The organism is Amycolatopsis thermophila (assembly GCF_030814215.1).
GTDB lineage: Bacteria > Actinomycetota > Actinomycetes > Mycobacteriales > Pseudonocardiaceae > Amycolatopsis_E > Amycolatopsis_E thermophila.
Window position 1 is genome coordinate 4,744,045 of record NZ_JAUSUT010000001.1, and the last position, 24,799, is coordinate 4,768,843.

General features: G+C 73.2%; 19 protein-coding genes. 12 read left to right on the top strand and 7 right to left on the bottom strand.

From position 1 onward, the window contains the following. Nucleotides 1-5 precede the first annotated feature (5 nt). Nucleotides 6-464, top strand: coding sequence for a MaoC family dehydratase (locus FB470_RS23290; protein ID WP_306994794.1), 459 nt, complete (start codon nt 6-8; stop codon nt 462-464). Nucleotides 465-850: 386 nt separating this feature from the next. Here the strand turns inward: FB470_RS23290 and FB470_RS23295 are convergent, their stop codons facing one another. From FB470_RS23295 to FB470_RS23305, 3 genes are read right to left on the bottom strand one after another with little or no spacing between them, the layout of a single operon-like run. Further along, the gene (locus tag FB470_RS23295; protein WP_306994797.1) at nt 851-2,065 is read right to left on the bottom strand and encodes an arginine deiminase; all 1,215 of its coding nucleotides are present in this window, start codon (nt 2,063-2,065) and stop codon (nt 851-853) included. A 23-nt stretch (nt 2,066-2,088) separates the two neighbouring features. Further along, complete coding sequence (locus FB470_RS23300) at nt 2,089-3,528, bottom strand: basic amino acid/polyamine antiporter (RefSeq protein ID WP_306994799.1); 1,440 nt, start codon at nt 3,526-3,528, stop codon at nt 2,089-2,091. 18 nt (nt 3,529-3,546) lie between these two features. Next, on the bottom strand, nt 3,547-4,587 hold the full coding sequence (locus tag FB470_RS23305; protein ID WP_306994801.1) for a S1C family serine protease: 1,041 nt from the start codon (nt 4,585-4,587) through the stop codon (nt 3,547-3,549). Nucleotides 4,588-4,759: 172 nt separating this feature from the next. Between FB470_RS23305 and FB470_RS23310 the strand changes: the two genes are divergently transcribed. Beyond that, nucleotides 4,760-5,275, top strand: a complete 516-nt coding sequence (locus FB470_RS23310) for a lytic polysaccharide monooxygenase auxiliary activity family 9 protein (protein WP_306994802.1) — start codon at nt 4,760-4,762, stop codon at nt 5,273-5,275. Nucleotides 5,276-5,300: 25 nt separating this feature from the next. Here the strand turns inward: FB470_RS23310 and FB470_RS23315 are convergent, their stop codons facing one another. Together FB470_RS23315 and FB470_RS23320 are read right to left on the bottom strand one after the other, a co-directional pair. Further along, nucleotides 5,301-5,996 carry a FadR/GntR family transcriptional regulator gene (locus FB470_RS23315; RefSeq protein ID WP_306994804.1) on the bottom strand — a complete coding sequence of 232 codons (696 nt, stop codon included), beginning with the start codon at nt 5,994-5,996 and terminating at the stop codon, nt 5,301-5,303. Then, the gene (locus FB470_RS23320) at nt 5,993-7,303 is read right to left on the bottom strand and encodes an enolase C-terminal domain-like protein (RefSeq protein ID WP_306994806.1); all 1,311 of its coding nucleotides are present in this window, start codon (nt 7,301-7,303) and stop codon (nt 5,993-5,995) included. Before FB470_RS23320 ends, FB470_RS23315 begins: the two co-directional genes overlap by 4 nt. Nucleotides 7,304-7,435: 132 nt before the next feature. Between FB470_RS23320 and FB470_RS23325 the strand changes: the two genes are divergently transcribed. From FB470_RS23325 to FB470_RS23335, 3 genes are read left to right on the top strand one after another with little or no spacing between them, the layout of a single operon-like run. Then, nucleotides 7,436-8,788 carry an MFS transporter gene (locus tag FB470_RS23325; protein WP_306994808.1) on the top strand — a complete coding sequence of 451 codons (1,353 nt, stop codon included), beginning with the start codon at nt 7,436-7,438 and terminating at the stop codon, nt 8,786-8,788. Then, nucleotides 8,785-9,573: a fumarylacetoacetate hydrolase family protein gene (locus FB470_RS23330; RefSeq protein WP_306994810.1), complete on the top strand. Its 789-nt coding sequence runs from the start codon at nt 8,785-8,787 to the stop codon at nt 9,571-9,573. Before FB470_RS23325 ends, FB470_RS23330 begins: the two co-directional genes overlap by 4 nt. A gap of 12 nt (nt 9,574-9,585) precedes the next feature. Further along, the gene (locus tag FB470_RS23335) at nt 9,586-9,996 is read left to right on the top strand and encodes a RidA family protein (RefSeq protein ID WP_306994812.1); all 411 of its coding nucleotides are present in this window, start codon (nt 9,586-9,588) and stop codon (nt 9,994-9,996) included. Nucleotides 9,997-10,062: 66 nt separating this feature from the next. Here the strand turns inward: FB470_RS23335 and FB470_RS23340 are convergent, their stop codons facing one another. Next, entirely contained in the window at nt 10,063-10,809 is a 747-nt protein-coding gene (locus FB470_RS23340) for an IclR family transcriptional regulator (RefSeq protein ID WP_306994814.1), read from the bottom strand. A 48-nt stretch (nt 10,810-10,857) separates the two neighbouring features. On the opposite strand from FB470_RS23340, the gene FB470_RS23345 reads away from it, so the two are divergent. The 7 genes from FB470_RS23345 (at nt 10,858) to FB470_RS23375 (ending at nt 22,227) form a co-directional block, all read left to right on the top strand. Next, a complete protein-coding gene (locus FB470_RS23345) occupies nt 10,858-12,129 on the top strand; it encodes an MFS transporter (protein WP_306994816.1) in 1,272 nt (423 codons plus the stop codon). Then, nucleotides 12,126-13,199, top strand: coding sequence for a cupin domain-containing protein (locus tag FB470_RS23350; protein ID WP_306994817.1), 1,074 nt, complete (start codon nt 12,126-12,128; stop codon nt 13,197-13,199). The genes FB470_RS23345 and FB470_RS23350 overlap by 4 nt, the downstream gene beginning before the upstream one ends. Then, the gene (locus tag FB470_RS23355; protein ID WP_306994819.1) at nt 13,196-14,029 is read left to right on the top strand and encodes a fumarylacetoacetate hydrolase family protein; all 834 of its coding nucleotides are present in this window, start codon (nt 13,196-13,198) and stop codon (nt 14,027-14,029) included. The genes FB470_RS23350 and FB470_RS23355 overlap by 4 nt, the downstream gene beginning before the upstream one ends. Then, nucleotides 14,016-14,603 (top strand): maleylpyruvate isomerase family mycothiol-dependent enzyme, encoded by a 588-nt coding sequence (locus tag FB470_RS23360; RefSeq protein WP_306994821.1) that lies wholly within the window; start codon nt 14,016-14,018, stop codon nt 14,601-14,603. The genes FB470_RS23355 and FB470_RS23360 overlap by 14 nt, the downstream gene beginning before the upstream one ends. An 11-nt stretch (nt 14,604-14,614) precedes the next feature. Then, entirely contained in the window at nt 14,615-15,787 is a 1,173-nt protein-coding gene (locus FB470_RS23365; protein ID WP_306994823.1) for an FAD-dependent oxidoreductase, read from the top strand. A 103-nt stretch (nt 15,788-15,890) separates the two neighbouring features. Next, nucleotides 15,891-16,529, top strand: coding sequence for a dihydrofolate reductase family protein (locus FB470_RS23370; RefSeq protein WP_306994825.1), 639 nt, complete (start codon nt 15,891-15,893; stop codon nt 16,527-16,529). A 211-nt stretch (nt 16,530-16,740) separates the two neighbouring features. Continuing rightward, on the top strand, nt 16,741-22,227 hold the full coding sequence (locus FB470_RS23375) for an ATP-binding protein (RefSeq protein ID WP_306994827.1): 5,487 nt from the start codon (nt 16,741-16,743) through the stop codon (nt 22,225-22,227). Between the two features lie 1,055 nt (nt 22,228-23,282). Here FB470_RS23375 and FB470_RS23380 read toward each other — a convergent pair. Then, nucleotides 23,283-24,536: an alpha/beta fold hydrolase gene (locus FB470_RS23380; RefSeq protein WP_306994829.1), complete on the bottom strand. Its 1,254-nt coding sequence runs from the start codon at nt 24,534-24,536 to the stop codon at nt 23,283-23,285. Between the last annotated feature and the right edge of the window lie 263 nt (nt 24,537-24,799).

Below are 24,799 nucleotides of genomic sequence, written 5' to 3' on the forward strand. Positions count from 1 at the left end.
ACCGCATGCCGGTGGTGGCCGACGGGATCGCGGAGATCCTGGCGCTCAAGGGACGCGACCTCGGGTACTCGTCGTGGCGCGAGGTGACGCAGGAGCTGATCGACGCCTACGCCGAGGTGTCCGGGGATCACCAGTGGATCCACACCGACCCGGAGCGCGCCGCGCACGGCCCGTTCGGGCGGACGATCGCGCACGGGTACATGACGTTGAGCTGGGGCATCCCGCTCGTGGCCGAACTGCTGCAGGTGACCGGCGTCGGGATGGCCCTGAACTACGGCGTGAACAAGGTGCGCTTCCCCGCGCCCGTCCCGGTGGGCAGCCGCGTCCGGCTGCACGCCGAGATCGCCGACGTCGAGGAGGTCGGCCGCGGCGGCGTGCAGGTCACGCGCACGTTCACGTTCGAGATCGAGGGCTCGGACAAGCCGGCCTGCGTGGCGGAGTCGCTGACGCGCTACTACCCCTAGCGCGTGTCTGACAATGCCTTGGTCCAGGTGATCAGGGCATGCGGGACGACGGCTGGTCGGTAGTCGATGGCCAACTTGTCGTCACGAGTAGCCGGGGCTCGCCACTGTTTGGGCAGGTTGAACCGTCGTTCGACGACGTGGCGGCCGCGGTGGTCCGCCGCGTCGAATGCCGGTGGCCGGCCGCCGCGGGAACCGCGACGTTGGCGGTGCCTGGCCTGGTCAGCCGGCTCGGGGATCACCGCGGTGCTGCCGCGGGTGAGCAGTTGTCCCCGGGTCGCTGGTGATGAGTAGGCCTTGACGCCGCGGACCCGGTCAGGCCGGGTCCGGGCACCGCGACACCACCAGCCGCATCCCAACAACCAGCCACGACCTTTGTCAGACACGCCCTAGACCGGGTCGCGGACGAGCGGGCACGTCATGCAGTGCCCGCCGCCGCGGCCACGGCCCAGTTCGGCGCCCGAGATGGTGATGACCTCGATGCCGGCCTTGCGCAGCAACGTGTTCGTGGTCGTGTTGCGGTCGTAGGTGAACACCACGCCCGGTTCGACCGCGACGGCGTTGTTGCCGCTGTCCCACTGCTGGCGTTCCGACTCGTAGGCGTCGCCGCCCGTTTCGATCACCCGCAGCTCGGACCCCACCGCCTCGGCGACCACGTCCAGGAACGACCGCTTGCCCTCGTCGACCACCTCGATGCCCGGCGCCCGGTCGGACGGGTGCAGCGAGAACGGGTGGATCCGGTCCACGATCCGCGGGTAGACGGTGACGACGTCGTGGTCGGCGAAGGTGAACACGGTGTCCAGGTGCATCGCCGAGCGCAGCTTGGGCATGCCGGCGACGATGACGCGCTCGGCGGCCCCCGCGGCGAACAACGCGCCCGCGACCTGCGTGATCGCCTGCCGCGAGGTCCGCTCGCTCATCCCGGCCAGCACCGTCCCGCCGCCGATCGGCATCACGTCGCCGCCCTCGAACGTCGACCGGCGCCAGTCCCGCTCCGGATCGCCCCACCACACCGTCGACGAGGCGAACCCCGGGTGGTGGGTGTAGATCGCCTTCATGATCAGCGTTTCGTCGTGCCGCGCGGGCCAGTAGAGCGGGTTCAGGGTGACCCCGCCGTAGAGCCAGCACGTGGTGTCGCGCGTGTAGAGGGTGTTGGGCAGCGGCGGCAGCAGGTACTCCCGCGCGTCCGGCGAGTACTCCGCCAGCAGGCGGTACCCGGGTGCGAGGTCCTCCGGCAGCTCGGTGGTGGCCAGCCCGCCGATGAGGTGCTCGGCGAGCTCGTGCGGCGCCAGCGTCTCCAGGAACTCGCGGGTGGCGTCCACCAGACCCGGGCCGACGATCTCCGGCACGATCGTGCGGTCGAGCAGCCAGTCGCGCGCCCCGGGCAGCGTCACCGTCTCGGTCAGCAGCTCGTGCAGCTCGACCACCTCGACGCCGCGACCCCGCAGCAAGTGCACGAAGTCGGCGTGGTCGCGCTGCGCGGTCTCGACCCACAACACGTCGTCGAACAGCAGGTCGTCGCAGTTGGTGGGGGTGAGCCGCTGGTGCGCCATCCCCGGGCGGCACACCAGGACCTTGCGCAGCCTGCCCACTTCCGAATGCACGCCGTGTTCCATGGCCCTCCCCTTCAGATGGCGATCGCCCCGGTGGCGAGCGCGACGATCCCGGCGACGGCACCGAGCACCGAGATGACGAAGATCCCCAGCTCCACCGGGGAGAACAGCCGGCGGCCCTGCTCGCGGCGCGCCATCGCGAACAGGACCGTGGCGGGCGCGTAGACGATGAACGCGATGAGCAGGAACTTCAGGCCCGCCGCGTAGAGCAGGAACACCGTGTAGACCGTGGCCAGCGCGGCCACGACGAGTTCGCGCCGCCACCCGGCCGGCTGTTCGCGGTAGGTCTCGCGCGTCATGGCGAGCTTGAGCGCGTAGCCGGCGGCGAGCAGGAACGGGATCAGCGACAGCGCGCTGGTGAGGTCGAGCGCGAACGCGAAGGCGTCCTCGGAGAACAGCGTGATCAGCAGGACGACCTGGATGAGCAGCGTGGTCATCAGCAGGGCCGGGCCGGGCACGTCGGCGGTGTTGGTGCGGCCGAGGAACCGCGGCATGTCGTGGTCCTTCGCCGCGACGAACAGCACCTCCGACGACATCAGCGTCCACGCCAGGTACGCGCCGAGGACCGAGACGATCAGCCCGACGCTGACGAACGCCTTGCCCCACGTGCCCACGGCCGCTTCGAGCACGCCGGCCATCGACGGCTGCCGCAGCTGGGCGATCCGGTCCAGGGGCAGGATGCCGTAGGACACGATGGTCACCGACGCGAAGATCGCCAGGACGCTGAGGAACCCCAGGACGGTCGCCCGCCCCACGTCCTCCCGGCGGCGGGCGTGCCGGGAGTACACGCTCGCGCCCTCGACGCCGAGGAACACGAAGACGGTGGCCAGCATCGTGCCCCGCACCTGCTCGAACAGCGAGCCCACCCCCGGCCCGCCGCGCAGGTTGTCCACGAACACCTGGGGTTTCAGCAACACGAGCGCGAGCACGATGAACACCACGATCGGCACGATCTTGGCGACGGTGACGATCCGGTTGAGCGCCGTGGCCTCCCGCACGCCACGGCGGATCAGGAAGTAGAACGCCCACACGCACACCGAGGACAGCACGAACGCCAGGACAGTGTCGCCGTCGCCCAGCGCACCCCAGATCGTGCCTACGGTCGAAAAGATCAGGATCCAGTACGTCACGTTGCCGACGCAGGCGCTGGCCCAGTAGCCGAACGCGGAGAAGAACCCCAGGTACTCGCCGAACCCGGCCTTGGCGTAGGCGTAGACGCCGGCGTCCAGGCCGGGTTTGCGGATCGCGAGCGTCTGGAAGACGAAGGCCAGCATGAGCATGCCGAGGCCGGCGATCAGCCACGCCACGACGGCGCCGAGGATCCCGGTCTCCGCGGCGAAGCGCTGCGGCAGGGAGAACACGCCCGCACCCACCATGGAGCCGACGACCATCGCCGTCATCGTCGGGACGCCGAACTTCGCGGTCGTCCGTTCCGTCACCTCGGTCGAGCTCATGCTGCGTCTCCTCCCCGGTCAGCTGCTGAAGGCCGGACGGTCGGTCAGGGTCAGCGGTGCGCGCACGTCCCGCCCGTCCGGCCCGTGGAAGGTCAGCGTGATCACCTGACCCGGGTCGCGCCGTCGCAGCTGGACGAGGAACTCCTCGGGCGTTCTCACCACCGCGTCGTCGACGCGCGTGATGATGTCGCCGGGGCGCAGGCCGGCCGTGGCCGCCGGGCCGCCGGGCACGATCGCGGCGGCGATCACACCGTCCGCGCGGGGCAGGCGCAACTGCGCCACGATCTGCGGCGTGAGCTGGGCGGGTTCGAGCCCGGCGAAGGCGTGCCGGGCGCGGCCGGTGGTCCGCAGCTGCTCGGCGACGTCGACCGCGGTCGCAGCCGGGATGGCGAAGCCGAGTGCCACGGCGCCGGCCTGCGGCGGGATGTAGGCCTCACTGATGCCGACGACCTCGCCCGCGGCGTTGAACATCGCGCCGCCGCTGCTGCCCGGGCTGATCGGGGCGTCGGTCTGGATGAGGTCGACCAGCGCCTGGGTTTCGGCCGCGCTGCCCGGGATCTCCCGGTGCAGTCCGGAAATCACCCCCGCGGTCACGCTGTTTTCGAACCCGAGCGGGCTGCCGATGACGATGACGAGCTCACCGGGCTGGGGGAGCGCCGGCTGGAACCTCGCGGGCGGCAGGTTCGCCCGGGGAACCTCGACGAGCGCCAGGTCGGTGACGACGTCGACGGCGCGGACGGTTCCCCCGATCCGCTGCCCGTCGGCGAAGGCGACCTGCACGGCGGACGCGCCGCGCACGACGTGCTCGTTGGTGAGGATGAGACCGTCGGGGGTGTAGACGACGCCGCTGCCGTTGCCGCCGGTGGTGAGGATCTTGACCACGCTCGGCTGGGCCTGCGCGGTGACCGCGACGACCCCGGTGGTGATCTGGGGTGCCGGGGGTTGCTGGACCGGAGCGGGTGACCCCGTGCAGGAGGCCAGGAGGAGCGCCGCGGCGCACACCGCGGCCGGCAGGCGAACCGGCCGCGAGGCCGGGCGGCCACCGGTCCGCTTCCTCACCCGGCGGACGCTAGTGCCCCACCGCCGCCGCACCCTCACCCGAAGCGGGTGAGATCGCCGGGCGCGCTGTCGGAACTTTTCCCACCGCTTGACCGCGAACAACCTTCACGTTATGGTCCATACCATATGGTCTAGACCAAAGAAGTCATCAGGTCCCACCCGAGGAGCCGGCATGACCACCGGACGCCGTATCGCGACCATCGCCGCCGCGGCCGCTCTCGCCCCGCTCGCCCTCGTGGCCCTGCCGGGCACCGCCAGCGCCCACGGCTACGTCGACACCCCGCCCAGCAGGCAGGCCCAGTGCGCCCAGGGTGTCGTGCTGTGCGGCGACATCAAGTACGAACCGCAGAGCGTGGAAGGTCCCAAGGGGCTGCGCAGCTGCAGTGGGGGCAACGCCCGCTTCGCCGAGCTGGACGACGACTCGAAGGGCTGGCGGGCCACCCCGGTCGGCACCACTGTGACCTTCACCTGGCAGCTCACCGCCCGGCACCGCACCAGCACGTGGGAGTACTACGTCGGCGACACCCGCGTCGGCCTGGTCGACGACGGTGGTGCGCAGCCCGGCGCCACCGTCACCCACGACGTGGACCTCAGCGGCTTCACCGGGCGGCAGAAGGTGCTGGCCGTCTGGAACATCGCCGACACGGCCAACGCCTTCTACGCCTGCCTCGACCTGCAGGTCGGCTGACCGCCACCGGCCGTCTCGCGGTGCGTCAGGTCGCGAGACGGCTGGTGATCCAGTTCTCCACCTCGGCCACGTGCCGGGCCGCCGCGCTGAACGCGGCCAGGCTGTCCCGGTCCCGCAGTGCCTGGTAGATCCCCAGGTGCTGCTGGTGCGTCCACGACGCCACGTCCTCCTTCACCAGCGCCCGCCAGATCCGCGCCCGCGCCGTGCGGTGCGCGATCGACTCGGCCAGCGACTCCAGCGTCCGGTTCCCGGTCGCCGCCACGATCGCCCCGTGGAAGGCCAGGTCCTCGGCCACCAGTTCCTCCGGATCGGTCAGCGACGCCATCCGCTCGACGCTCGCGTGCAGCACCGCCAACCGCGCGTCGGTCATCCGCGTCGCCGCCAGCGCCGTCGCGCCCGGTTCCAGCACCCGGCGGCACTCGAACAGCTCACCGAGGTGCCGGTCCTGCGACAGGTCGAGGAACTGCCCGAGCACGCGCACCATCTTGTCCGGCCGCAGATCGGTCACGAACGTGCCGGTGCCGCGCCGCACCTCGAGCACCCCGGCCATCACCAGCGCACGCACGGCCTCGCGCAGCGACAACCGCGACAGCTGCAGTTCCTCGGCCAGCGTGGCTTCCGGGGGCAGGCGGCTCCCCGGGCCGTACTCGCCCCGGGAGATGCGTTCGCGCAGCCGCTCGATCGCCACGTCGACGACGCCGCCCGTGCTCGTCTCGGTCATGTCCGACTTCCTACACCCCGCCACACTTCGCCGTCCGGGAAGGTGAACCGGCGCAGCGTGCCGGGCCGGATCTCGGCGCTGTAGCCGGGCGTCTCGGGCACCAGGTACCGCGCGCCGCGCATCCGCACCGGGTCGACGAAGTGCTCGTGCAGGTGGTCGACGTACTCCACCACCCGGTTCTCCATCGACCCGCTCACCGCGACGTAGTCGAACATCGACAGGTGCTGCACCAGCTCGCACAAGCCGACGCCGCCGGCGTGCGGGCACACCGGCACGCCGGCGGCCGCGGCGAGCAGCAGCGCGGCGACCGCCTCGTTGACCCCGCCCAGCCGGCACGCGTCGATCTGGCAGATCCCGATCGCGCCCGCGGCGAGGAACTGCTTGACCATCACCACGTTGTGCGCGTGCTCGCCGGTCGCGACCTTGACCGGCGCGATCGCCTCCGCGATGGCCGCGTGCCCGAGGACGTCGTCCGGGCTGGTCGGTTCCTCGAACCACCAGACGTCGAACCCGGCCAGCGCCTCCGCCCAGCGGATCGCGTCCGGCACGCCGAGCGTCTGGTTGGCGTCGATCATCAGGCGCCGGTGCGGGCCGAGGATCTCGCGCGCGATGCGGCAGCGCCGGACGTCGTCGTCGAGGTTCGCGCCGACCTTGAGCTTCACCGAGTCCCAGCCCGCCTCGACGGCCTCCCGGCACAGCCGCGCCAGTTTCGCGTCGTCGTAGCCGAGCCAGCCGGCGCTGGTCGTGTAGGCGGGGTAGCCGTGCCGGCGCAGGTGCGCCTCCCGCTCGGCGCGCCCGGATTCCTGGCGGCGCAACATCTCCAGCGCATCGTCCGGGGTGAGGACGTCGGTGAGGTAGCGCCAGTCGACGAGGTCGACGATCTGGCGCGGGCTCATGTCCGCCAGCAGCTTCCACACCGGTTTGCCGGCGAGTTTGCCCGCGAGGTCCCAGGCGGCGTTGACGACCGCGGCGGTGCCGAGGTGGATCGTGCCCTTGTCCGGGCCGAGCCACCGCAGCTGGCTGTCCGCGGCGAGGTGCCGGGCGAAGCCGCCGAGGTCGTGCACGACGTCGTCGACCGGAAGGCCGATCGCGCGCTCGCCTACCACGCGCGCCGCGGCCAGTGCCAGCTCGTTGCCGCGGCCGATGGTGAACGTGAACCCGTGGCCGCTGTGCCCCTCGTCGGTGCGCAGCACGACGTAGGCCGCGGAGTAGTCGGGGGCCTCGTTCATCGCGTCCGACCCGTCCAGCTCGCGCGAGGTGGGGAAGCGCAGGTCGACGGCGTCCAGGCCGGTGATGCGCGCGGTCATGGTCTGCTCCTCGGAGACATCTGATCTCACAGCTGAAATCGAGGCTACAACCCCTTGTTTTCGTCGAGCAACCTCTCCTATGGTTCCGGGACATCAGATCTCTGAAGGTCAACGTCGACCACTGGAGGTGTCGTGCCGAGCACGGTGCACGACGTCCGGCGCAAGGTCGCCCGGCGTCTGCTCCCGCCCCTGTTCGTGATGTTCGTGCTGTCGTTCCTCGACCGCACGAACGTGAGCCTGGTCAAGGACCACCTCGCCGCGAGTGCCGGCATTTCGGCCGCGGCGTACGGGTTCGGGGCCGGGGTGTTCTTCGTCGGCTACGCCGTGCTCGGCGTGCCGTCCAACCTCGTCCTGCACCGGATCGGCGCGCGGCGCTGGCTGTGCGGGATGATGATCGTGTGGGGTGCGCTGTCCTGCGCGATGGCCCTGGTGAGCGGGCCGGTCAGCTTCTACGTCCTGCGGTTCCTGCTCGGCGTCGCCGAGGCCGGGTTCTTCCCGGGCGTGATCCTCTACATCACCTACTGGTTCCCGGCGAGCGCGCGCGGCAAGGCGACCGGCGTGTTCCAGTCCGCCGTCGCGATCGCCAGCCTGATCGGCAACCCGCTCGGCGGCTGGCTGCTCGGGATGCACGGCCTGGGCGGGCTCGAAGGCTGGCAGTGGATGTTCCTCATCGAAGGCCTGCCGACCGTGGTCGTCGCGATCGCGGTGCCGTGGCTGCTCACCGACCGCCCGGAGCAGGCGCGCTGGCTGAGCGCGCAGGAGCGCGCGGTGCTCACCGCCGCCATCAAGGCCGACGAGCCGCCGCCGTCCGCGCGACCGGAGCGCGGGGTGCGCAAGGTAGTCGGCGATTCGCGGGTCCTGCGGCTGGTCTACGTGTACTTCGCCATCCAGCTCGGCGTCTACGGGGTGACGTTCTGGCTGCCCGCGCTGGTCAAGCGCATCGGCGGGCTGCCGGAGTTCAGCGTCGGGCTGATCTCGGCGATCCCGTGGCTGTTCGCGCTGCTCGGCGTGCTGGTGCTGCCGTGGCTGTCGGACCGCACGGGCAACCGCCGCACGCCGCTGCTCGTCGCGCTGATCTGCACCGCGGCCGGGCTGATCGGCGCGGTCGCGCTGCCGCCGGTGGCCGCGGTCGGCGCGCTGTGCGTCGCGGCGTTCGGGTTCCTCGGCGCGCAGCCGGTGTTCTGGACCGTACCGCCCACGATCCTCGCCGGCGTCCAGATCGCCGCGACGATCCCGCTCATCTCCGGCATCGGCAACCTCGGCGGGTTCGTCGGGCCGTACGCGATGGGCGCGATCGAGGACGCGACCGGCAGCGGGGCCGCCGGACTGTACCTCGTCGCCGCGGTGGTCGCCGTCGGCGCGCTGGTCGCCGCCACCTTCCGCTGGGTCGGTGGCCCGGGCACGAGTGTCATCGGGAAGAAGGGAAGCACACCATGCACCTCGTCCGCTTCGCCGACCGCGGCGGAAAGGTCCACTGTGGAGTGAGGACGGAGGCCGGTGTCGTCCCGTTCGACGGGGTCGACGGGATCGCCGGCCTGCTCGCGCTGCGCGCCGGGGAACTGCGGGCGCTCGTGACCGAGACGGCCGGGCGGGAACCGGCCGGGGACGTGCGGCTGCTCGCGCCGGTCGACGGCCGGATGGAGGTGTGGGCCGCCGGGGTGACCTACCGGCGCTCCCGCGAGGCCCGGATGGAGGAGAGCTCGGAACGCTCGGTGTACGAGAAGGTGTACGACGCCGCCCGCCCGGAGTTGTTCTTCAAGGCCGTGCCCTGGCGTGTGGTGACCGACGGTGAGCCGGTGACCGTGCGGGCGGACTCGCCGCTCAACGTCCCGGAGCCGGAACTGGGTCTCGTGGTGAACCGGCACGCCGAGATCGTCGGCTACACGGTGGTGGACGACGTCAGCTCCCGCTCGATCGAGGGGGAGAACCCGCTGTACCTGCCGCAGGCCAAGGTGTACGCGGGCAGCTGCGCGATGGCGCCCGGGATCCGCCCGGTGTGGGAGGTGGCCGACCCCCTCGCGCTGGAGATCACGATGACCGTGCGCCGCGGGACGGAAACCGCCTTCGCCGGCGCGGTCTCCACGAGCGCGCTGCACCGCGGGCTGGACGACCTGGTGCGGTACCTGTTCCTCGGACAGTCCTATCCGGACGGTGCGGTGCTGGCGACCGGGACCGGGATCGTGCCGGAGATGGACTTCACGCTGCGGCCGGGCGACGTCGTCGAGATCGCCATCAGTGAGGTGGGGAGGCTGGTCACACCCGTGGAGTGAGGGGAGCATGGGGTGATGAACCGCTGGAACCCGGATTCCGTCGCGCCGCCGGCGGGGCGCTACAGCCACCTCGCCGCCGTCCCGCCCGGGCACGAGCTCGTGTACCTCGCCGGGCAGCTCGGCGTCCTCCCGGACGGCAACCTCGCCGGGGCCGGCGCGGAAGCGCAGGCCCGGCAGATCTTCGCCAACATCGAGGCGCTGCTGACCGCGGCAGGGGGCGGTCCGCGGCACCTGGTGAAGCTGCTGGCGTTCGCCGCCGGGACCGAACACCTTCCCGGCTACCGCGCCGCACTGGCCGACACCTTCGAGCGCTGGTTCCCGGACGGCGACTACCCGGCGCAGTCCCTGGTCGTGGTGGCGGCGCTGGCCGCACCGCAATACGCCCTCGAGGTCGAGGCGATCGCTGCGATCCCGCGGTCGTGACCGGAGCGTCCCGCGGGTGGGGTTCGAGGTCGTGCCCGGCGCCGGCGACGCTCATGCCCGCCCCGCTCACGCCGAGCCGGCCGCCAGGTCGTGGGCGATGGCCGTCGCCGTGGCGGAGAGGGCTCCCACCCACGTCGGGAGCAGGTCGTGGTCGAAGCGGGCCGACGGCAGGGCCAGGGACAGCGCCGCCGCGGGTTCGTCGCCCGCCGGCCACGGGATCGCGACCCCGACGGCGGTCAGGCCGGTCTCGGTGAGCTGGTCGTTGATCGCGAACCCCCGTTTGCGGATCAGCCCCAGCTCCCGCCGCAGCCGGGTCAGGTTGACGTCCGTCCCGGCGTAGCGGCGGGTCAGCTCGCCGGGCGGCAATGCGGCCAGCAACGCCTTGCCGCCGGACGCCAGGTGTGCCGGCAGCACCCGCCCGGCCCGGTCGCCCACCCGCAGGATCTGGTCGCACTCCACCGACGCCGCGAACCGCACCTCCGCGCCCGCCAGGACCTGCAGGTTCACCGTCTCCCGCACCCGCGCCACCAGCGCCTGCAGGTGCGGCATCGCCGCCTGCCGCAGCAACGCCACCGGAGCGCCCACCGGATCGGCGGGCCGCAGCACCGGCCCGGCCCGGTAGCGCCGGTCGGGGCCCCGCTCGGCGAAATCCCGGTACACCAGCATCGCCAGCAGCCGGTGAGCCGTCGACCGGGAGACACCCAGGCGGGCGGCCGCCTCCGACACCCCCAGCGGCCCCTCCTGCTGCAGCAGCGTCGCCAGGTGGAGCGCGTGGTCGACGGAGTCGATCGCGTACGGCGGCTTGTTCTTCACAGCAGAATTCTAGATCCCTGCTGACAGAACTTCACTTACGTTCGTGCCATGCCCGCCGCTCCGCGCAACGCCGCGCCCCTGGTGACCGCCCTGTGCTGGGTGGTCGTCGTGTTCGACGGATACGACCTCATCGTCTACGGCACGGCCCTGCCGCGCCTGCTCACCGAACCCGGCTGGAACCTGACCAGCAGCACCGCCGGCCTGCTCGGCAGCCTCGCCTTCGCCGGCATGCTGCTGGGCGCCCTGCTCGCCGGCCGCCTGGCCGACACGCTCGGCCGCCGCCGGACGATCCTGGCCTGCACCGCCTGGTTCTCGGTGTTCACCGCGCTCTGCGCGATCGCGCCCGACCCCGTCACGTTCGGCGCGTTCCGGCTGCTCGCCGGGCTCGGGCTGGGCGGTCTGGTGCCCTCGGCCAACGCGCTCGGCAGCGAGTTCGTCCCCGCGCGCAGCCGCTCGGTGGTGTCCACGCTGATGATGTCCGGCGTCCCGATCGGCGGCAGCCTCGCCGCGCTGATCGGCATCGCGGTGCTGCCCCGCTACGGCTGGGAGGCGATGTTCCTCATCGCGCTCCTGGCGCTGGTGCTGGTGCTCCCGCTGTGCGCGTGGCTGCTGCCCGAGTCCCCGGCCTGGCTGCGCACCCGGGGCCGCACCAGCGAGGCCGAAGCGCTGGAGCAGCGCTTCGGCCTCGTCCCGGAGACGCGAACCGTGCCGCAGCGGGGTTTCCGCGCCCTGCTCAAACCGCCGTACACCGGCGCCACCGTCGCGTTCGCCCTCGCCACGCTCGCGACCCTGTTCGCCTGGTACGGCCTGGGCACGTGGCTGCCGCAGCTGATGCGGCAGAGCGGGTTCGACCTCGGTTCGTCGCTGACGTTCCTGCTCGCGCTCAACCTCGGCGCCGTCGCCGGGTCGCTGGTCACCGCGTGGGCCGGTGCCCGGATGGGCCCGCGGCGCGCCGCCGTGCTCGCCGCGGCCGTCGCCGCCGTGGGGTTGCTCGTGCTGGTGCTGCACCCGGCGCAACTGGTGGTCTACCTCGCGCTCGTCCTCGCCGGGGTCGGCACGCACGGCACCCAGTGCCTGATCATCGCCGCCGTCGCCGACCACTACCCGGCGCCGTTGCGCGGATCGGCGCTCGGTTCGGCGCTGGGCGTCGGGCGCATCGGCGCCGTGCTCGCGCCGCAGGCCGGCGGCTGGCTGCTGGCCGCCGGGCTGGGCGTCACCTCCAACTTCCTCGTGTTCGCCATCGGCGCGGCCGTCGCCAGCGGCTTCGTCTCGGCCTGCCCCCGTCCCGTTGTCACCCAGGAAGGAGCGGTCACGCGATGACCGGCAACCAGCCCGAACCGTCCCCGGAGCTCGACGAGCTGTACCGGGGATTCCAGGAGGAACTCCTCGTTCCACTGTGGACCGAAATCGGCGACCTGATGCCGATGAGCCCGTCGCCGGCGATGCGCCCGCACGCCTGGCGGTGGAAGACCCTGCTGCCGCTGGCGGAGAAGGCCGGCGAGCTGGTCCCGGTCGGCCGCGGCGGTGAGCGCCGCGCCATCGCGCTGGCCAACCCCGGCCTGGGCGGCGCCCCGTACGCGACGCCAACGCTGTGGGCCGCGATCCAGTACCTCGGCCCGGGTGAGAACGCGCCCGAGCACCGGCACACGCAGAACGCGTTCCGGTTCGTCGTCGAGGGCGATGGTGTGTGGACGGTCGTCGACGGCGACCCGGTCGCGATGCGCCGCGGCGACTTCCTGCTCACCCCCGGCTGGCACTTCCACGGCCACCACAACACCTCCAGCGAGCCGATGGCCTGGATCGACGGCCTGGACATCCCGTTCGTGCACTACACCGGCTCCGCGTTCTTCGAGTTCGGCCCGGAGAAGGTGTCCAGCACACAGACCCCGGACCGCTCGCGTGCCGAGCGGCTGTGGGCCCACCCGGGCCTGCGGCCGGTGTCGCACACCGCTCCCGCGGTCAACTCGCCGATCGCCGCCTACCGCTGGGAGCACACCGACGCCGCCCTGACCGACCAGCTCGCCCTGGAGGACGAGGGCTACCCCGGCGTCGTCGAACCCGGCCACGCCGCTGTCCGCTTCACGAACCCGACCACCGGCGGCGACGTCATGCCGACCATCCGCGCGGAGTTCCACCGGCTGCGCGCCGGCGCGGAAACCGCCGCCCGCCAGGAGGTCGGTTCCGCCGTGTGGCAGGTCTTCGAGGGCTCGGGCACGGTCCGCGTCGCCGACCGGGAATGGCACGTCGACCACGGCGACCTGTTCGTCGTCCCGTCCTGGGCCCCGGTGACCCTGGCCGCCGACACGCAGCTGGACCTGTTCCGGTTCAGCGACACCCCGATCTTCGAACGACTGCACGCCGACCGCGTGCGGGTGGGAGGACAGCAGTGAAACTCGCAACCCTGCGCACCGCCGAGGGCACCCGGGCGATCCGCGTCGAGGGCGAGCGCTACGCCGAACTCGGTGCGCCCGACGTCGGTGCGTTCCTGGCCCAGGAGGACTGGCGCGCCCGGGCCGGGGCGGTCACGCCGGAGCGGCCGCTGGCCGGCGCGGACCTCGCCCCGGTCGTGCCGCGGCCGGGCAAGATCCTGTGCGTCGGCCTGAACTACCGCAACCACATCCTGGAGATGGGCCGCGAACTCCCCGAGTACCCGACGCTGTTCGCGAAGTTCCCGGAGGCGCTGATCGGCCCCGCCGACCCGGTCGCGCTGCCGCCGGAATCGGACGCGGTGGACTGGGAGGCCGAGCTCGCCATCGTCATCGGCACCAGCGTGCGGCGTGCCGGCGAGGCCGAGGCCGAGGCGGCGATCGCCGGGTTCAGCGTCCTCAACGACGTGACCACCCGCGACTGGCAGTACCGGTCGCCGCAGTGGTTGCAGGGCAAGACGTTCGAGGGCACCACGCCGTTCGGCCCGTACCTGGTGACCCCGGACGAACTGCCCGGCGGCACCGCGCCCGCGCTCGACCTGAGCTGCTCGGTCGACGGCGAGCAGGTGCAGAAGGCGAACACCGAAGACCTGGTGTTCAACCCGGTCGAGCTGGTCCGGTACGCCTCGACGATCCTCACGCTGCGGCCCGGCGACGTCATCGCCACCGGCACCCCCGGCGGCGTCGGCCACGCGCGCAAGCCCCCGCGTTACCTGACCGCGGGCGCGCGGCTGGTGACCGAGATCAGCGGCCTCGGCCGCCTGGAGAACGTGGCCCGCGATGAGCACGCGTGACTGGATGGACGAGGGCACGCGGCTGGTGCTGGACGCGATCGGGAAACTGGCGGACGACGAGTTCGACGCGCCGACCCTGCTGCCCGGCTGGACCCGCCGCCACCTCGTCGCGCACCTGCACTACAACGCCGAGGCATTGCGGCGCCTGGTGAGCTGGGCCCGCACCGGGGTCGAGGCGCGCATGTACGAAAGCGCCGAGCAGCGGGCGGCCGAGATCGCAGAGGGCGCGAAGCTGCCCGTCGCCGAGCTGCGCCGGAGGGTGCGGGAGTCGGCGGACGCGCTGGCCGCCGACCTCGACGCCCTGCCCGCGGACGCCTGGTCCCACCAGGTGGTCACCGCGCAGGGCCGGACGGTGCCGGCCACCGAGATCGTCTGGATGCGGACCCGCGAGGTCGCGGTGCACGCGGTCGACCTGGCCACCGGCACCGGGTTCGAGGACCTGCCGGACGACCTGGTCCAGGCCCTCGTCGAGGACGCGCTCAAGCGCCGTCTGGCTCAGGGGCAGGGCCCCGCGCTGGCCCGCTGGCTCACCGGACGCGCCTCGCAAGCGCCCGACCTCGGCCCCTGGCTCTAGGAGGAGAAGACATGACCGACACCGATGTCGTGGTGGTGGGCGGCGGGATCGGCGGCCTGGCCAACGCCTACGCCCTCGCCTCGGCGGGGCACCGCGTGCGCGTGCTGGAGCGGGCGCCCGCGTTCGCCGAGGTGGGCGCCGGGCTGCAGCTGGCGCCCAACGCCACCCGGATCCTGCGTGAGTGGGGCCTGCTCGACGAGGTCGTCGCGCGCGGGGTGCTGCCGCGGCGGCTCGTGCTCAAGGACGCGCTCGACGGCGCCGAACTGACCTCGCTCGACCTCGGCCAGGGCTTCGTCGACCGCTACGGGGCGCCGTACGTGGTCATCCACCGCAGCGACCTGCTGACGATCCTGCACGACGCCTGCCGCGACGCCGGGGTCGAACTGCTCGCCGACCACAAGGTCGACGACGTCGAGGTCCTGCCCGAGGGCGTGCGGGTGCGCGCGGGGGAGCGGGAGTTCGCGGCGGAGGCGGCGCTGGCCGCGGACGGGCTGTGGTCGTCGCTGCGGCCACGGCTGTCCCGCGACCAGCCGGTGTGCTCGGGGTACGTCGCCTACCGCGGCACCCGGCCGGTGGCCGAGGTGACCGGGCTGGATTCCGATGTGCTGACCGACGTGGTGGTCCACTTCGGACCGAAGTGCCACCTGGTGCAGTACCCGCTGCGCGGCGGCGAGCTGCTCAACACGGTCGCCGTGTTCGCCTCGCCGTCCTACGAGCGGGGCGCGGCGGAGTGGGGCGGGCCGGACGAGCTGGACGCGGCGTTCGAGGGCACCTGCGACGCGGTCCGGCGCGGCCTGGAATGGCTGTGGCGGGACCGGCGGTGGCCGATGTACGACCGGCTGCCCGTGGAGCGGTGGGTGGACGGACGGCTGGCCCTGACCGGGGACGCGGCGCACCCGATGCTGCAGTACCTCGCGCAGGGGGCGTGCCAGGCGCTGGAGGACGCGCACAGCCTCGCCGGCGAGGTGGCCAAGCAGCAGGCCGCGTCGGCGCTGGAGTGGCCGGGCGCGCTGGCGGCCTACGAGCAGGCCCGCACGGCGCGGACGGCGCGGGTCCAGTCGAGCGCGCGGGTCTGGGGAGAGCTCTGGCACTGCGACGGCCTCGCCCGGTTGCTGCGCAACCAGTACCTGACGGAACGCAGGTTGGACGACTACCGCTGGACGGACTGGCTCTACCGGCCGTGAGGCGAAGGGGGCACCTCTCGCGGGCGAGGTGCCCCCTTCGCCGCCGGTTGCGGCGGGACCGTCCGCGGAGGACGCTGGTCCGCACGCGCCGGGAGGAGCGACCATGGGGACGACGTACCTGCACGCGGTGGCCTCGCTGGACGGCTACATCGCCGATGAGCACGACGACGTGGGACCGCTCCACGACTGGTACTTCAACGGCGACCACCCGCTCGTCGAGGAGGACCATCCCGACGTCCACGGCGCGCCGTTCCGGGTCTCGGCGGCCTCGGCCGAGTACGTGCGCGGGATGTGGTCGCGCCAGAAGGTCCTGGTCGTCGGCCGGCGCCAGTTCGACCTGACCAACGGCTGGGAGGGGCATCCGCCGGCGAGCGAGCACGTCGTGGTCGTGTCGCACCGGCCGCGGCCGCAGGGCTGGCACCCGGAGGCGCCGTACCACTTCGCCGGCTCGGTGGCGGAGGGGATCGCACGAGCGCAGGAGCTGGCCGGCGACGGTGAGATCGGGGTGGGCGCGGGCGACGTCGGCGGGCAGGCGCTGGCGCTGGGACTCGTCGACCACGTGGCGATCGACGTCGTGCCGGTCGTCTTCGGACGGGGGAAGCCGTACTTCGGGACGCTCGCCGACGGCACCCTGATGCTCGGTGATCCCGACGTGGTCATCCAGGGCGACGGTGTGCTGCACCTGCGCCTCCCCGCCCGCTCGGGGGCCGGCCGTTGGTCGTCTTCTACAACTGCTGAGTGATCAGGCTCTCAGGGCTACCGGGGTCCCGCGTGCACGCGAGCCGCGGGCATTGTGCCGGGTCAGCGGGCTCCTTTGGAGGGTTCCGACAAAAAACGGCCGTCGGCACGGTGCGGGTGCGACGATCACACTACCGGTGGGTACGCGCGATGCTGGATGAGCGGCCAGGGGAGGCCGCGCAGTCCAACCACCACAACTTGTGAGGCTCGATTCGGTGTTCAGTCGTGTCGCGATCGTCAACCGGGGAGAGGCCGCGATGCGCCTCATCCACGCCGTCGGTGAGCTCAACGCGGAGGGCGGGCCGCGCATCGAGACGGTGGCCCTCTACACCGACGCCGACCGCACGGCGACCTTCGTGCGGGAAGCCGACATCGCCTACAACCTGGGCCCGGCGTCCGCCCGCCCGTACCTCGACCTCGCCGTGCTGGAACGCGCCCTGATCGAGACCGGCGCCGACGCGGCCTGGGTCGGCTGGGGCTTCGTCGCCGAGGACCCCGCCTTCGCGGAGCTGTGCGAGAAGATCGGCATCACCTTCATCGGCCCGAGCCCGGACGCCATGCGCAAGCTGGGCGACAAGATCGGTGCCAAGCTGATCGCCGAAGAGGTGGGCGTCCCGGTCGCGCCGTGGAGCCGCGGGCCGGTCGAGGACCTCGACGCCGCCCTGGCCGCCGCCGAGCGCATCGGCTACCCCCTCATGCTCAAGGCCACCGCCGGCGGTGGTGGCCGCGGCATCCGCGTCATCACCGGCCCCGACGAGCTCAAGGACGCCTACGAGCGCACCAGCCAGGAGGCCGCGCGGGCCTTCGGCAGCGGCGTCGTGTTCCTGGAGCGCCTGGTCACCGGCGCGCGGCACGTCGAGGTCCAGGTGATCGCCGACGGCCAGGGCACCGCCTGGGCCCTGGGCGTGCGGGACTGCTCGGTGCAGCGCCGCAACCAGAAGATCATCGAGGAGTCCGCCTCGCCGGTGCTGGCCCCCGAGCAGGCGGCCGAGCTGAAGGCCTCCGCCGAGCGGCTGGCCGTCGCGGTCGGCTACCGCGGCGCCGCCACGGTCGAGTTCCTCTACCACCCCGGCGACAAGCTGTTCGCCTTCCTCGAGGTCAACACCCGGCTGCAGGTCGAGCACCCGATCACCGAGTCCACCACCGGCGTGGACCTGGTGAAGGCGCAGCTGCACGTCGCCGCGGGCGGCAAGCTCGAGGGCACCCCGCCGGCCGAACTGGGCCACGCCATCGAGGCCCGGCTCAACGCCGAGGACCCGGACCGCGACTTCGCGCCGGCGCCCGGCCGCATCGCGCTGCTCGACCTCCCGGCCGGCCCGGGCATCCGGGTCGACACCGGCGTGAGCGAGGGCGACTCGATCCCGGCCGACTTCGACTCGATGATCGCCAAGATCATCGCCTACGGCCGCGACCGCGACGAGGCGTTGTCCCGCCTGCGCCGCGCGATGCGCGAGACCACCGTCCTCATCGAAGGCGGCACCACCAACAAGAGCTTCGTCCTCGACCTGCTCGACCAGGCCGAGGTGATCGACGGCAGCGCGGACACCGGCTGGATCGACCGCGTCCGCGCGCAGGGCCGTCTGGTCTCGCACGCGCACTCCGGCATCGCGCTGGCCGCCGCGGCGATCGAGGCCTACCAGGACGAGAAACAGGTCGAGCTGCAGCGGCTGCTGTCCACCGCACACGGCGGCCGCCCGCAGGTGCAGCACGAGGTCGGCCGCCCGATCGACCTCAAGCTGCGCGGCGCGAGCTACCGGCTCACCGTCGCCCAGACCGGCCCGGGCCGCTACCGCATCGGGTTCGTCACCGGCGAGGACGTGGAGACCGTCGAGGCGGAGCTGGAGCGCTTCGACTCCCACACCGGCCAGATCCACGTCAACGGCCGCCGCTTCCGGCTCGTCACCGGCACGCACGGGCCGATCCACCTGGTCGAGGTCGACGGCGTCACCCACCGGATCAGCCGCGACGAGGGCGGCGTCGTCCGCTCGCCCGCCCCGGCCCTGGTGGTCGCGACCCCGCTCGCGGCCGGTGACGAGGTCGAGGCCGGCGCCCCGGTGCTGGTGCTGGAAAGCATGAAGATGGAGACCGTCCTGCGCGCGCCGTTCCGGGCGGTGCTCAAGGAGTCCCTGGTCTCCGTGGGCAGCCAGGTCGAGACCGGCGCCGCGTTGCTGCGCCTGGAACCGCTGGCCGACGACGACGCCGAGGCCGCCCCCGCGACCGCGGGTGTCGACCTGGACCTGCCGGCGGAGCCGGACGGGCTGTCCGCCGCGCACCGGGCCGAGCGCGGCCTGGCCGACCTGCGCAGCATGCTGCTCGGGTTCGACGTCGACCCGCGCGACGGCGGCCGCACCCTGGCCAGGTACCTGTCCGCGCGCGCCGAGCTGCCGCAGCGGCCGCTCGAGGCCGAGACGGCGCTGCTGGACGTCTTCGCCGACCTGTCCGAGCTGTCCCGCAACAAGCCCGACGGCGAGGAGACCAAGGCCGAGACGCGGGTGCACAGCCCGCGCGAGCACTTCCACACCTACCTGCAGAGCCTCGACGCCGAGCGCGCCGGGCTGTCGGAGACCTTCCAGGGCCGCCTCACCCGCGTGCTCGGCCACTACGGCGTCGACGGTCTGGACCGCACGCCGGAGCTGGAGGAGGCGGTCTTCCGGATCTTCCTCGCCCAGCAGCGCGCGGCTTCCGACGTCGCGGTGATCACGGCGCTGCTGCAGCAGTGGCTGACCGAGGCACCGCCGCACAACGGCGTCCGCCAGACCGTCGGCCACGCGCTGGAGCGGCTGATCCGCGCCACCCAGCTGCGCTTCCCGGTGGTCGGCGACCTCGCGCGGAGCCTGGTGTTCCGCTGGTTCGCCCAGCCGCTGCTGCGCCGCACGCGCGCCGAGGTCTACACGAAGGTGCGCCGCCACCTGGCCTACCTCGACGCGAACCCGGACGCGGCCGACCGCGACGAGCGCATCGCCGAGATGGTCGCCAGCCCCGAGCCGCTGGTGCGGCTGCTCGGCCAGCGCATCGGCCGCCCCGGTCTGGACGCCGGGCCGCTGCTGGAGGTGCTCAGCCGCCGCTACTACCGCGAGCACGGCCTGGAGGACGTCGAAACCCGCACGGTGGACGGGCGCGCGCTGGTCACCGCCGGGTACGACCTGGACGGGCAGCGGCAGCGGCTCATCGCCACCGTCGCCGACTTCGCCGGCCTCGCCGACGCGGTCCGCACGGTCGCCGAGGTCGCCGAGGAGGCCGGGCCCGGTGGCCTGGTCGCCGACATCTACCTGACCTGGCCCGGCCAGCCCGCCGACGCCGACCTGATGGCGGCCGAGCTGCGCGAGGTGCTGACCGGTGTCGCGCTGCCGGACAACCTGCGCCGCGTCACCACGACGGTCGCCGGGAGCAGCGGGTCGGCGATGCACCACCACTTCACGTTCCGGCCCGCCTCGACCGGGCTGACCGAGGAGCGGCTGATCCGCGGCCTGCACCCGCTCATCGGGCAGCGCCTGCAGCTGCGGCGCCTGCAGAACTTCGACCTCACCCGGCTGCCCTCGGCCGACGAGGACGTCTACCTGCTGCGCTGCGTGGCGCCGAAGAACCCGTCCGACGAGCGCCTGGTCGCGATGGCGCAGGTCCGCGACCTGACCCCGCTGCGCGACGACGAGGGCCGCATCCTCGCCCTGCCCGCGGTGGAGGGCGCGCTCGGCGCGTGCCTCGACGCGATCCGCAAGGTGCAGGCGCAGCGGCCGGCCAAGAAGCGGCTCGACACCAACCGGATCTTCCTCTACGTGTGGCCGCCGAGCGACCTCACGCCGGAGGACCTGAACACGGTCGCGCAGCGGGTGGTGCCCACGACCGCGGGCGCCGGCGTCGAGGAAGTGCTGTTCCTCGGCCGCCAGCGCGACAAGGAGACCGGTGAGCTGCGCCCGGTCGCGGTGCGCGTGTCCTACGAGGTCGCCAGCGGCGTGCGGCTGTCCATCACCGACCCGCCGACCGAGCTGATCCAGCCGCTGGACGACTACGGCCAGAAGGTGCTGCGGGCGCGCCGCCGCGGCACCGTCTACCCGTACGAGCTGACCGGGATGCTGGCCGGCGAGGGCGGGACGTTCACCGAGTACGACCTCGACGACGCCGGTGCGCTCGTCCCCGTCGAGCGCGAGAAGGGCCTGAACAAGGCCGGGATCGTGACCGGCGTGGCGACCACGCCGACCGAGCGCTACCCCGAGGGCATGACGCGCGTGGTGCTGCTCGGCGACCCGACGAAGGCGCTCGGCGCACTGTCCGAACCGGAGTGCGCGCGGGTGATCGCCGCGCTGGACCTGGCGGACCGGCTGTCGGTCCCGGTGGAGTGGTACGCGCTGTCCGCGGGCGCGCGGATCGCGATGGACTCCGGTACCGAGAACATGGACTGGATCGCCGCGGCGCTGCGCCGCATCGTCCAGTTCACGCAGGACGGTGGCGAGATCAACATCGTGGTCGCCGGGATCAACGTCGGCGCCCAGCCGTACTGGAACGCCGAGGCCACGATGCTCATGCACACCAAGGGCATCCTGGTGATGACGCCGGATTCGGCGATGGTGCTGACCGGCAAGCAGTCGCTGGACTTCTCCGGTGGCGTGTCGGCCGAGGACAACTTCGGCATCGGCGGGTACGACCGCGTGATGGGGCCGAACGGGCAGGCGCAGTACTGGGCGCCGAACCTGGACGCGGCGCACGGCGTGCTGATGAGCCACTACGACCACACCTACGTCCTGCCGGGCGAGAGCCGTCCGCGCCGGGCGGTCACGACCGACCCGATCGACCGGGACGTGTCCGACTATCCCCATGCGATCGTCGGCAGCGACTTCACCACCGTGGGGCAGATCTTCTCGCGGGAGACCAACCCGGACCGCAAGAAGCCGTTCGACATCCGGACCGTGATGCGCGCGCTGGCCGACTCCGACCACCCGATCCTGGAGCGGTGGGCCGGCATGGCGGACGCGGAGACCGCGGTCGTGCAGGACGTGCACCTCGGCGGGTACCCGGTGTGCCTGCTGGGCATCGAGTCGCGGTCGGTGCCGCGGCGCGGGTTCCCGCCCACCGACGGCCCGGACACCTACACCGCCGGCACGTTGTTCCCGCGCTCGTCGAAGAAGGCGGCACGCGCGATCAACGCGGCGAGCGGGAACCGGCCGCTGGTGGTGCTGGCGAACCTGTCCGGTTTCGACGGTTCGCCGGAGTCGATGCGCAAGCTCCAGCTGGAGTACGGCGCGGAGATCGGGCGCGCGATCGTGAACTTCCGCGGGCCGATCGTGTTCTGCGTGATCTCGCGCTACCACGGCGGCGCGTTCGTGGTGTTCTCGAAGACGCTGAACCCGAACATGACCGTGCTGGCCGTGGACGGTTCCTTCGCGTCCGTGCTGGGCGGCGCCCCCGCCGCGGCCGTGGTGTTCGCGCAGGAGGTCAACTCCCGCACGGCGAACGACCCGCGCGTGACGGAGCTGGAGGCGCGGGTGGCGTCCGCGGACAGCGCGTCGCGGGCGGCGCTGGTGACGCAGCTGGCCGACGTGCGGGCCTCGGTGCGGGCGGAGAAGCTGGGCGAGGTGGCCGCCGAGTTCGACGGGGTGCACTCGATCCAGCGGGCCCAGCGGGTCGGCTCGGTGGACGCGATCATCCGCCCGGAGGAGCTGCGGCCGCAGATCATCGCCGCGGTGGAGCGGGGACTGGCGCGGGCCTAGCGGCGCGGACGTGAACTGCCCCCGGCGGGACCTCCGCCGGGGGCAGTTCTGTTCCGGGCGCTGGCCTTGCGCCCCGGCCCGGGGCCGGGCCGGGCAGCTCGCCCGTGGCCGGTGGCCCGGGGTTGCCCGGGGTGGCTGCTGGCTGGTGGCCGGGGGTTGCCAGGTGGCTGGTGCGCGCAGCCGGCGCTCGCGCCGGGCGGCCGGAGCCCGGTGCCGGTGCAGCCGGTGCCGGCACCGCTGCCGGCGCTGGGGTCGGTGCAGCTGCCCGGTCGCTGGGGCGCGCCGCGGGGGCCGGGTGGCTGGTGGCGGCGGCTACCCGGTGGCCGCTGATCCCCACCGGGGCCGGGGCGGTGGCTGGTGGGCGGGCCCGGGTGCTGCTGCCGGGTCGGACGGCCGCCGCCGGATGCCGGTGGCTGGTGGTCGGTGGCTGGTGCGCGGACCCGGGTGCTGCTGCCGGGGGATGGCCGCCACCCCGGTGCCCGTGCCTGCGGCCCGGTGGCCTGCGGCATCCGGTCGATGGCTGCGGCCCGGTGCCGGTGGCTGGTGGCTGGTGCGCGGGCCGGGTGCTGCCGCCGGGTGGGACAGCCGCCACCCGGTGCCCGTGCCTGCGGCCGTGTGGCCTGCGGCATCCGGTCGATGGCTGCGGCCCGGTGCCCGCGGCTGCGGCCTTGCGCCGGTGGCGGGTGGCGGGTGGTTGCGGCCCGGTGGCCTGGCGTCATCTTGTCGATGGCTGCGGCCCGGTGCCGGTGGCTGGTGCGCGGGCCGGGTGCTGCCGCCGGGTGGGACGGCCGCCACCCGGTGCCCGTGCCTGCGGCCCGTTGCCCGCGGCTTCGGCCCTGCGCCGGTGGCGGGTGGTTGCGGCCCGGTGGCCTGCGGCATCCGGTCGATGTCCGCCGCCCGATAGCCGCCACCCGGTGCTCGGCGGGAGGCTGCCGCCGCCACCCGGGATGGTTCCCGGCACCCGCCGCCGCCCGCGGGCTGGTTCCAGGCGCCCGCCGGCCACCCGCGGGCTGGTTCCCGCCGCGTGCTGGGCGCGTCCCCGCCACGCGCCGGGCTCAGCGGCGGGCGCGGGCCAGCACCTTGCGCGCCGCGCGGGCCGGGGGACCGTCGCCGGCCCGTACGACCCCAAGGCCGGGGAACGCACGCCGCAGGCGCTGGGCCTCCGCGGGGTCGTGGAGCACCACACAGCCGCCCTCACCGTGCTCCGCCATCTGCTCCGCGAACACCCGCGCCGCGCCGTGGCTGTCCACCACCACGTCCGGCACGCCGTGGCGTTCCCGCACGTCCTTCGCGAACGCGGCGACGGCTTCGGCGTCCGGCAGGGGGCCCGCCGTCACGACCTCGGCGCCCGTGCCCGCGAACGCCGCCGCGCAGGCGCGCGCGAACCGGCTCGCGCTCGTCACCACCACCAGCTCGAAACCGCCCGTCCGGGCGCGCCGCAGGCCCCGGCTCTCCGGCGCGCCCTCGACGTGCTCCACCAGCTCGGCCGCGCAGCGCGCGATCACGTCCGGGCGCTCCCGCGGGATCCAGTGCCCGCCCGGCAGCCGCCGCACCCACAGCCGCGGCGCCCAGCGCCCCACCTCGGTCTGCAGCGCGGGCGTGACGTACGGATCGCCCAGCGGTGCGAGCACCTGCACCGGGATCTCGGCCGCCCGCGGGCGGGGCCGGGACAGCCGCGCGCCGACGTTCGCCCGGTACAGCTCCAGCCCGTGCACGGCGTCCGCGACCCGCGGCCGGCCCACCGAGGGCCCGGACAGCCTCGCCAGCACCCGCTGACCGGCCCCGGACCGCCAGCCCAGCTCGGGAACCAGCGGGATCTGGAAGAACACGATGTAGGTCGAGTGCACCAGCTGCCGCAGCGCGGGCGCCCATCCCGAGGGCCGCCGCAGCTTGCCGCGGAACCAGTCCCCGGCGTGGTCCAGCGACGGCCCGGAAATCGAGGTGAACGACGCGATCCGGCCGCGCAGCGCATCCGACGTGACGGCGTGCCAGCACTGGATCGATCCCCAGTCGTGCGCGAGGAGGTGCACCGGACGGCCGGGACTGACCGCCGCGAGGACGGCCTCCAGGTCCTCGGTCAGCCGCTCCAGCCGGTAGCCGTCCCTCCGACGTGGACGGTCCGATTCGCCCGCGCCGCGCACGTCGTAGGTCACCACGTGGAACCGCTGCGCCAGCAGGGCCGCGACGCCGTCCCACACCGAGCGGTCGTCGGGATAGCCGTGCACGCACACCACGACCGGGGCCGCCGCATCGCCGGCCTCCGCGACCGCGATCCGCGTGCCGTCGCGGGACACCACTCGCCGGACCACGCCGCCTCCTCACCGAAGCTATTACCCGAAGTAACAGTTACCGGGTCGAGCATCGGCGGCCGGGGGGAGGGTTGTCAAGCGCCGCCACGAGGTCCAGTCCACACGCGTGAGTGACGCACCAAGGAAGGATCCCCTGTGCCCCAAGGAAAATTCTCCCGCCCGCCGTGACGGATCCGGTTCGCGGCGCCGAGCAGCGGAAGTCGCCGCGGAACCGTACCGCGGTGCGATTGCAACGTGACCTGCGTCACGCCGGTGTGCCGGAT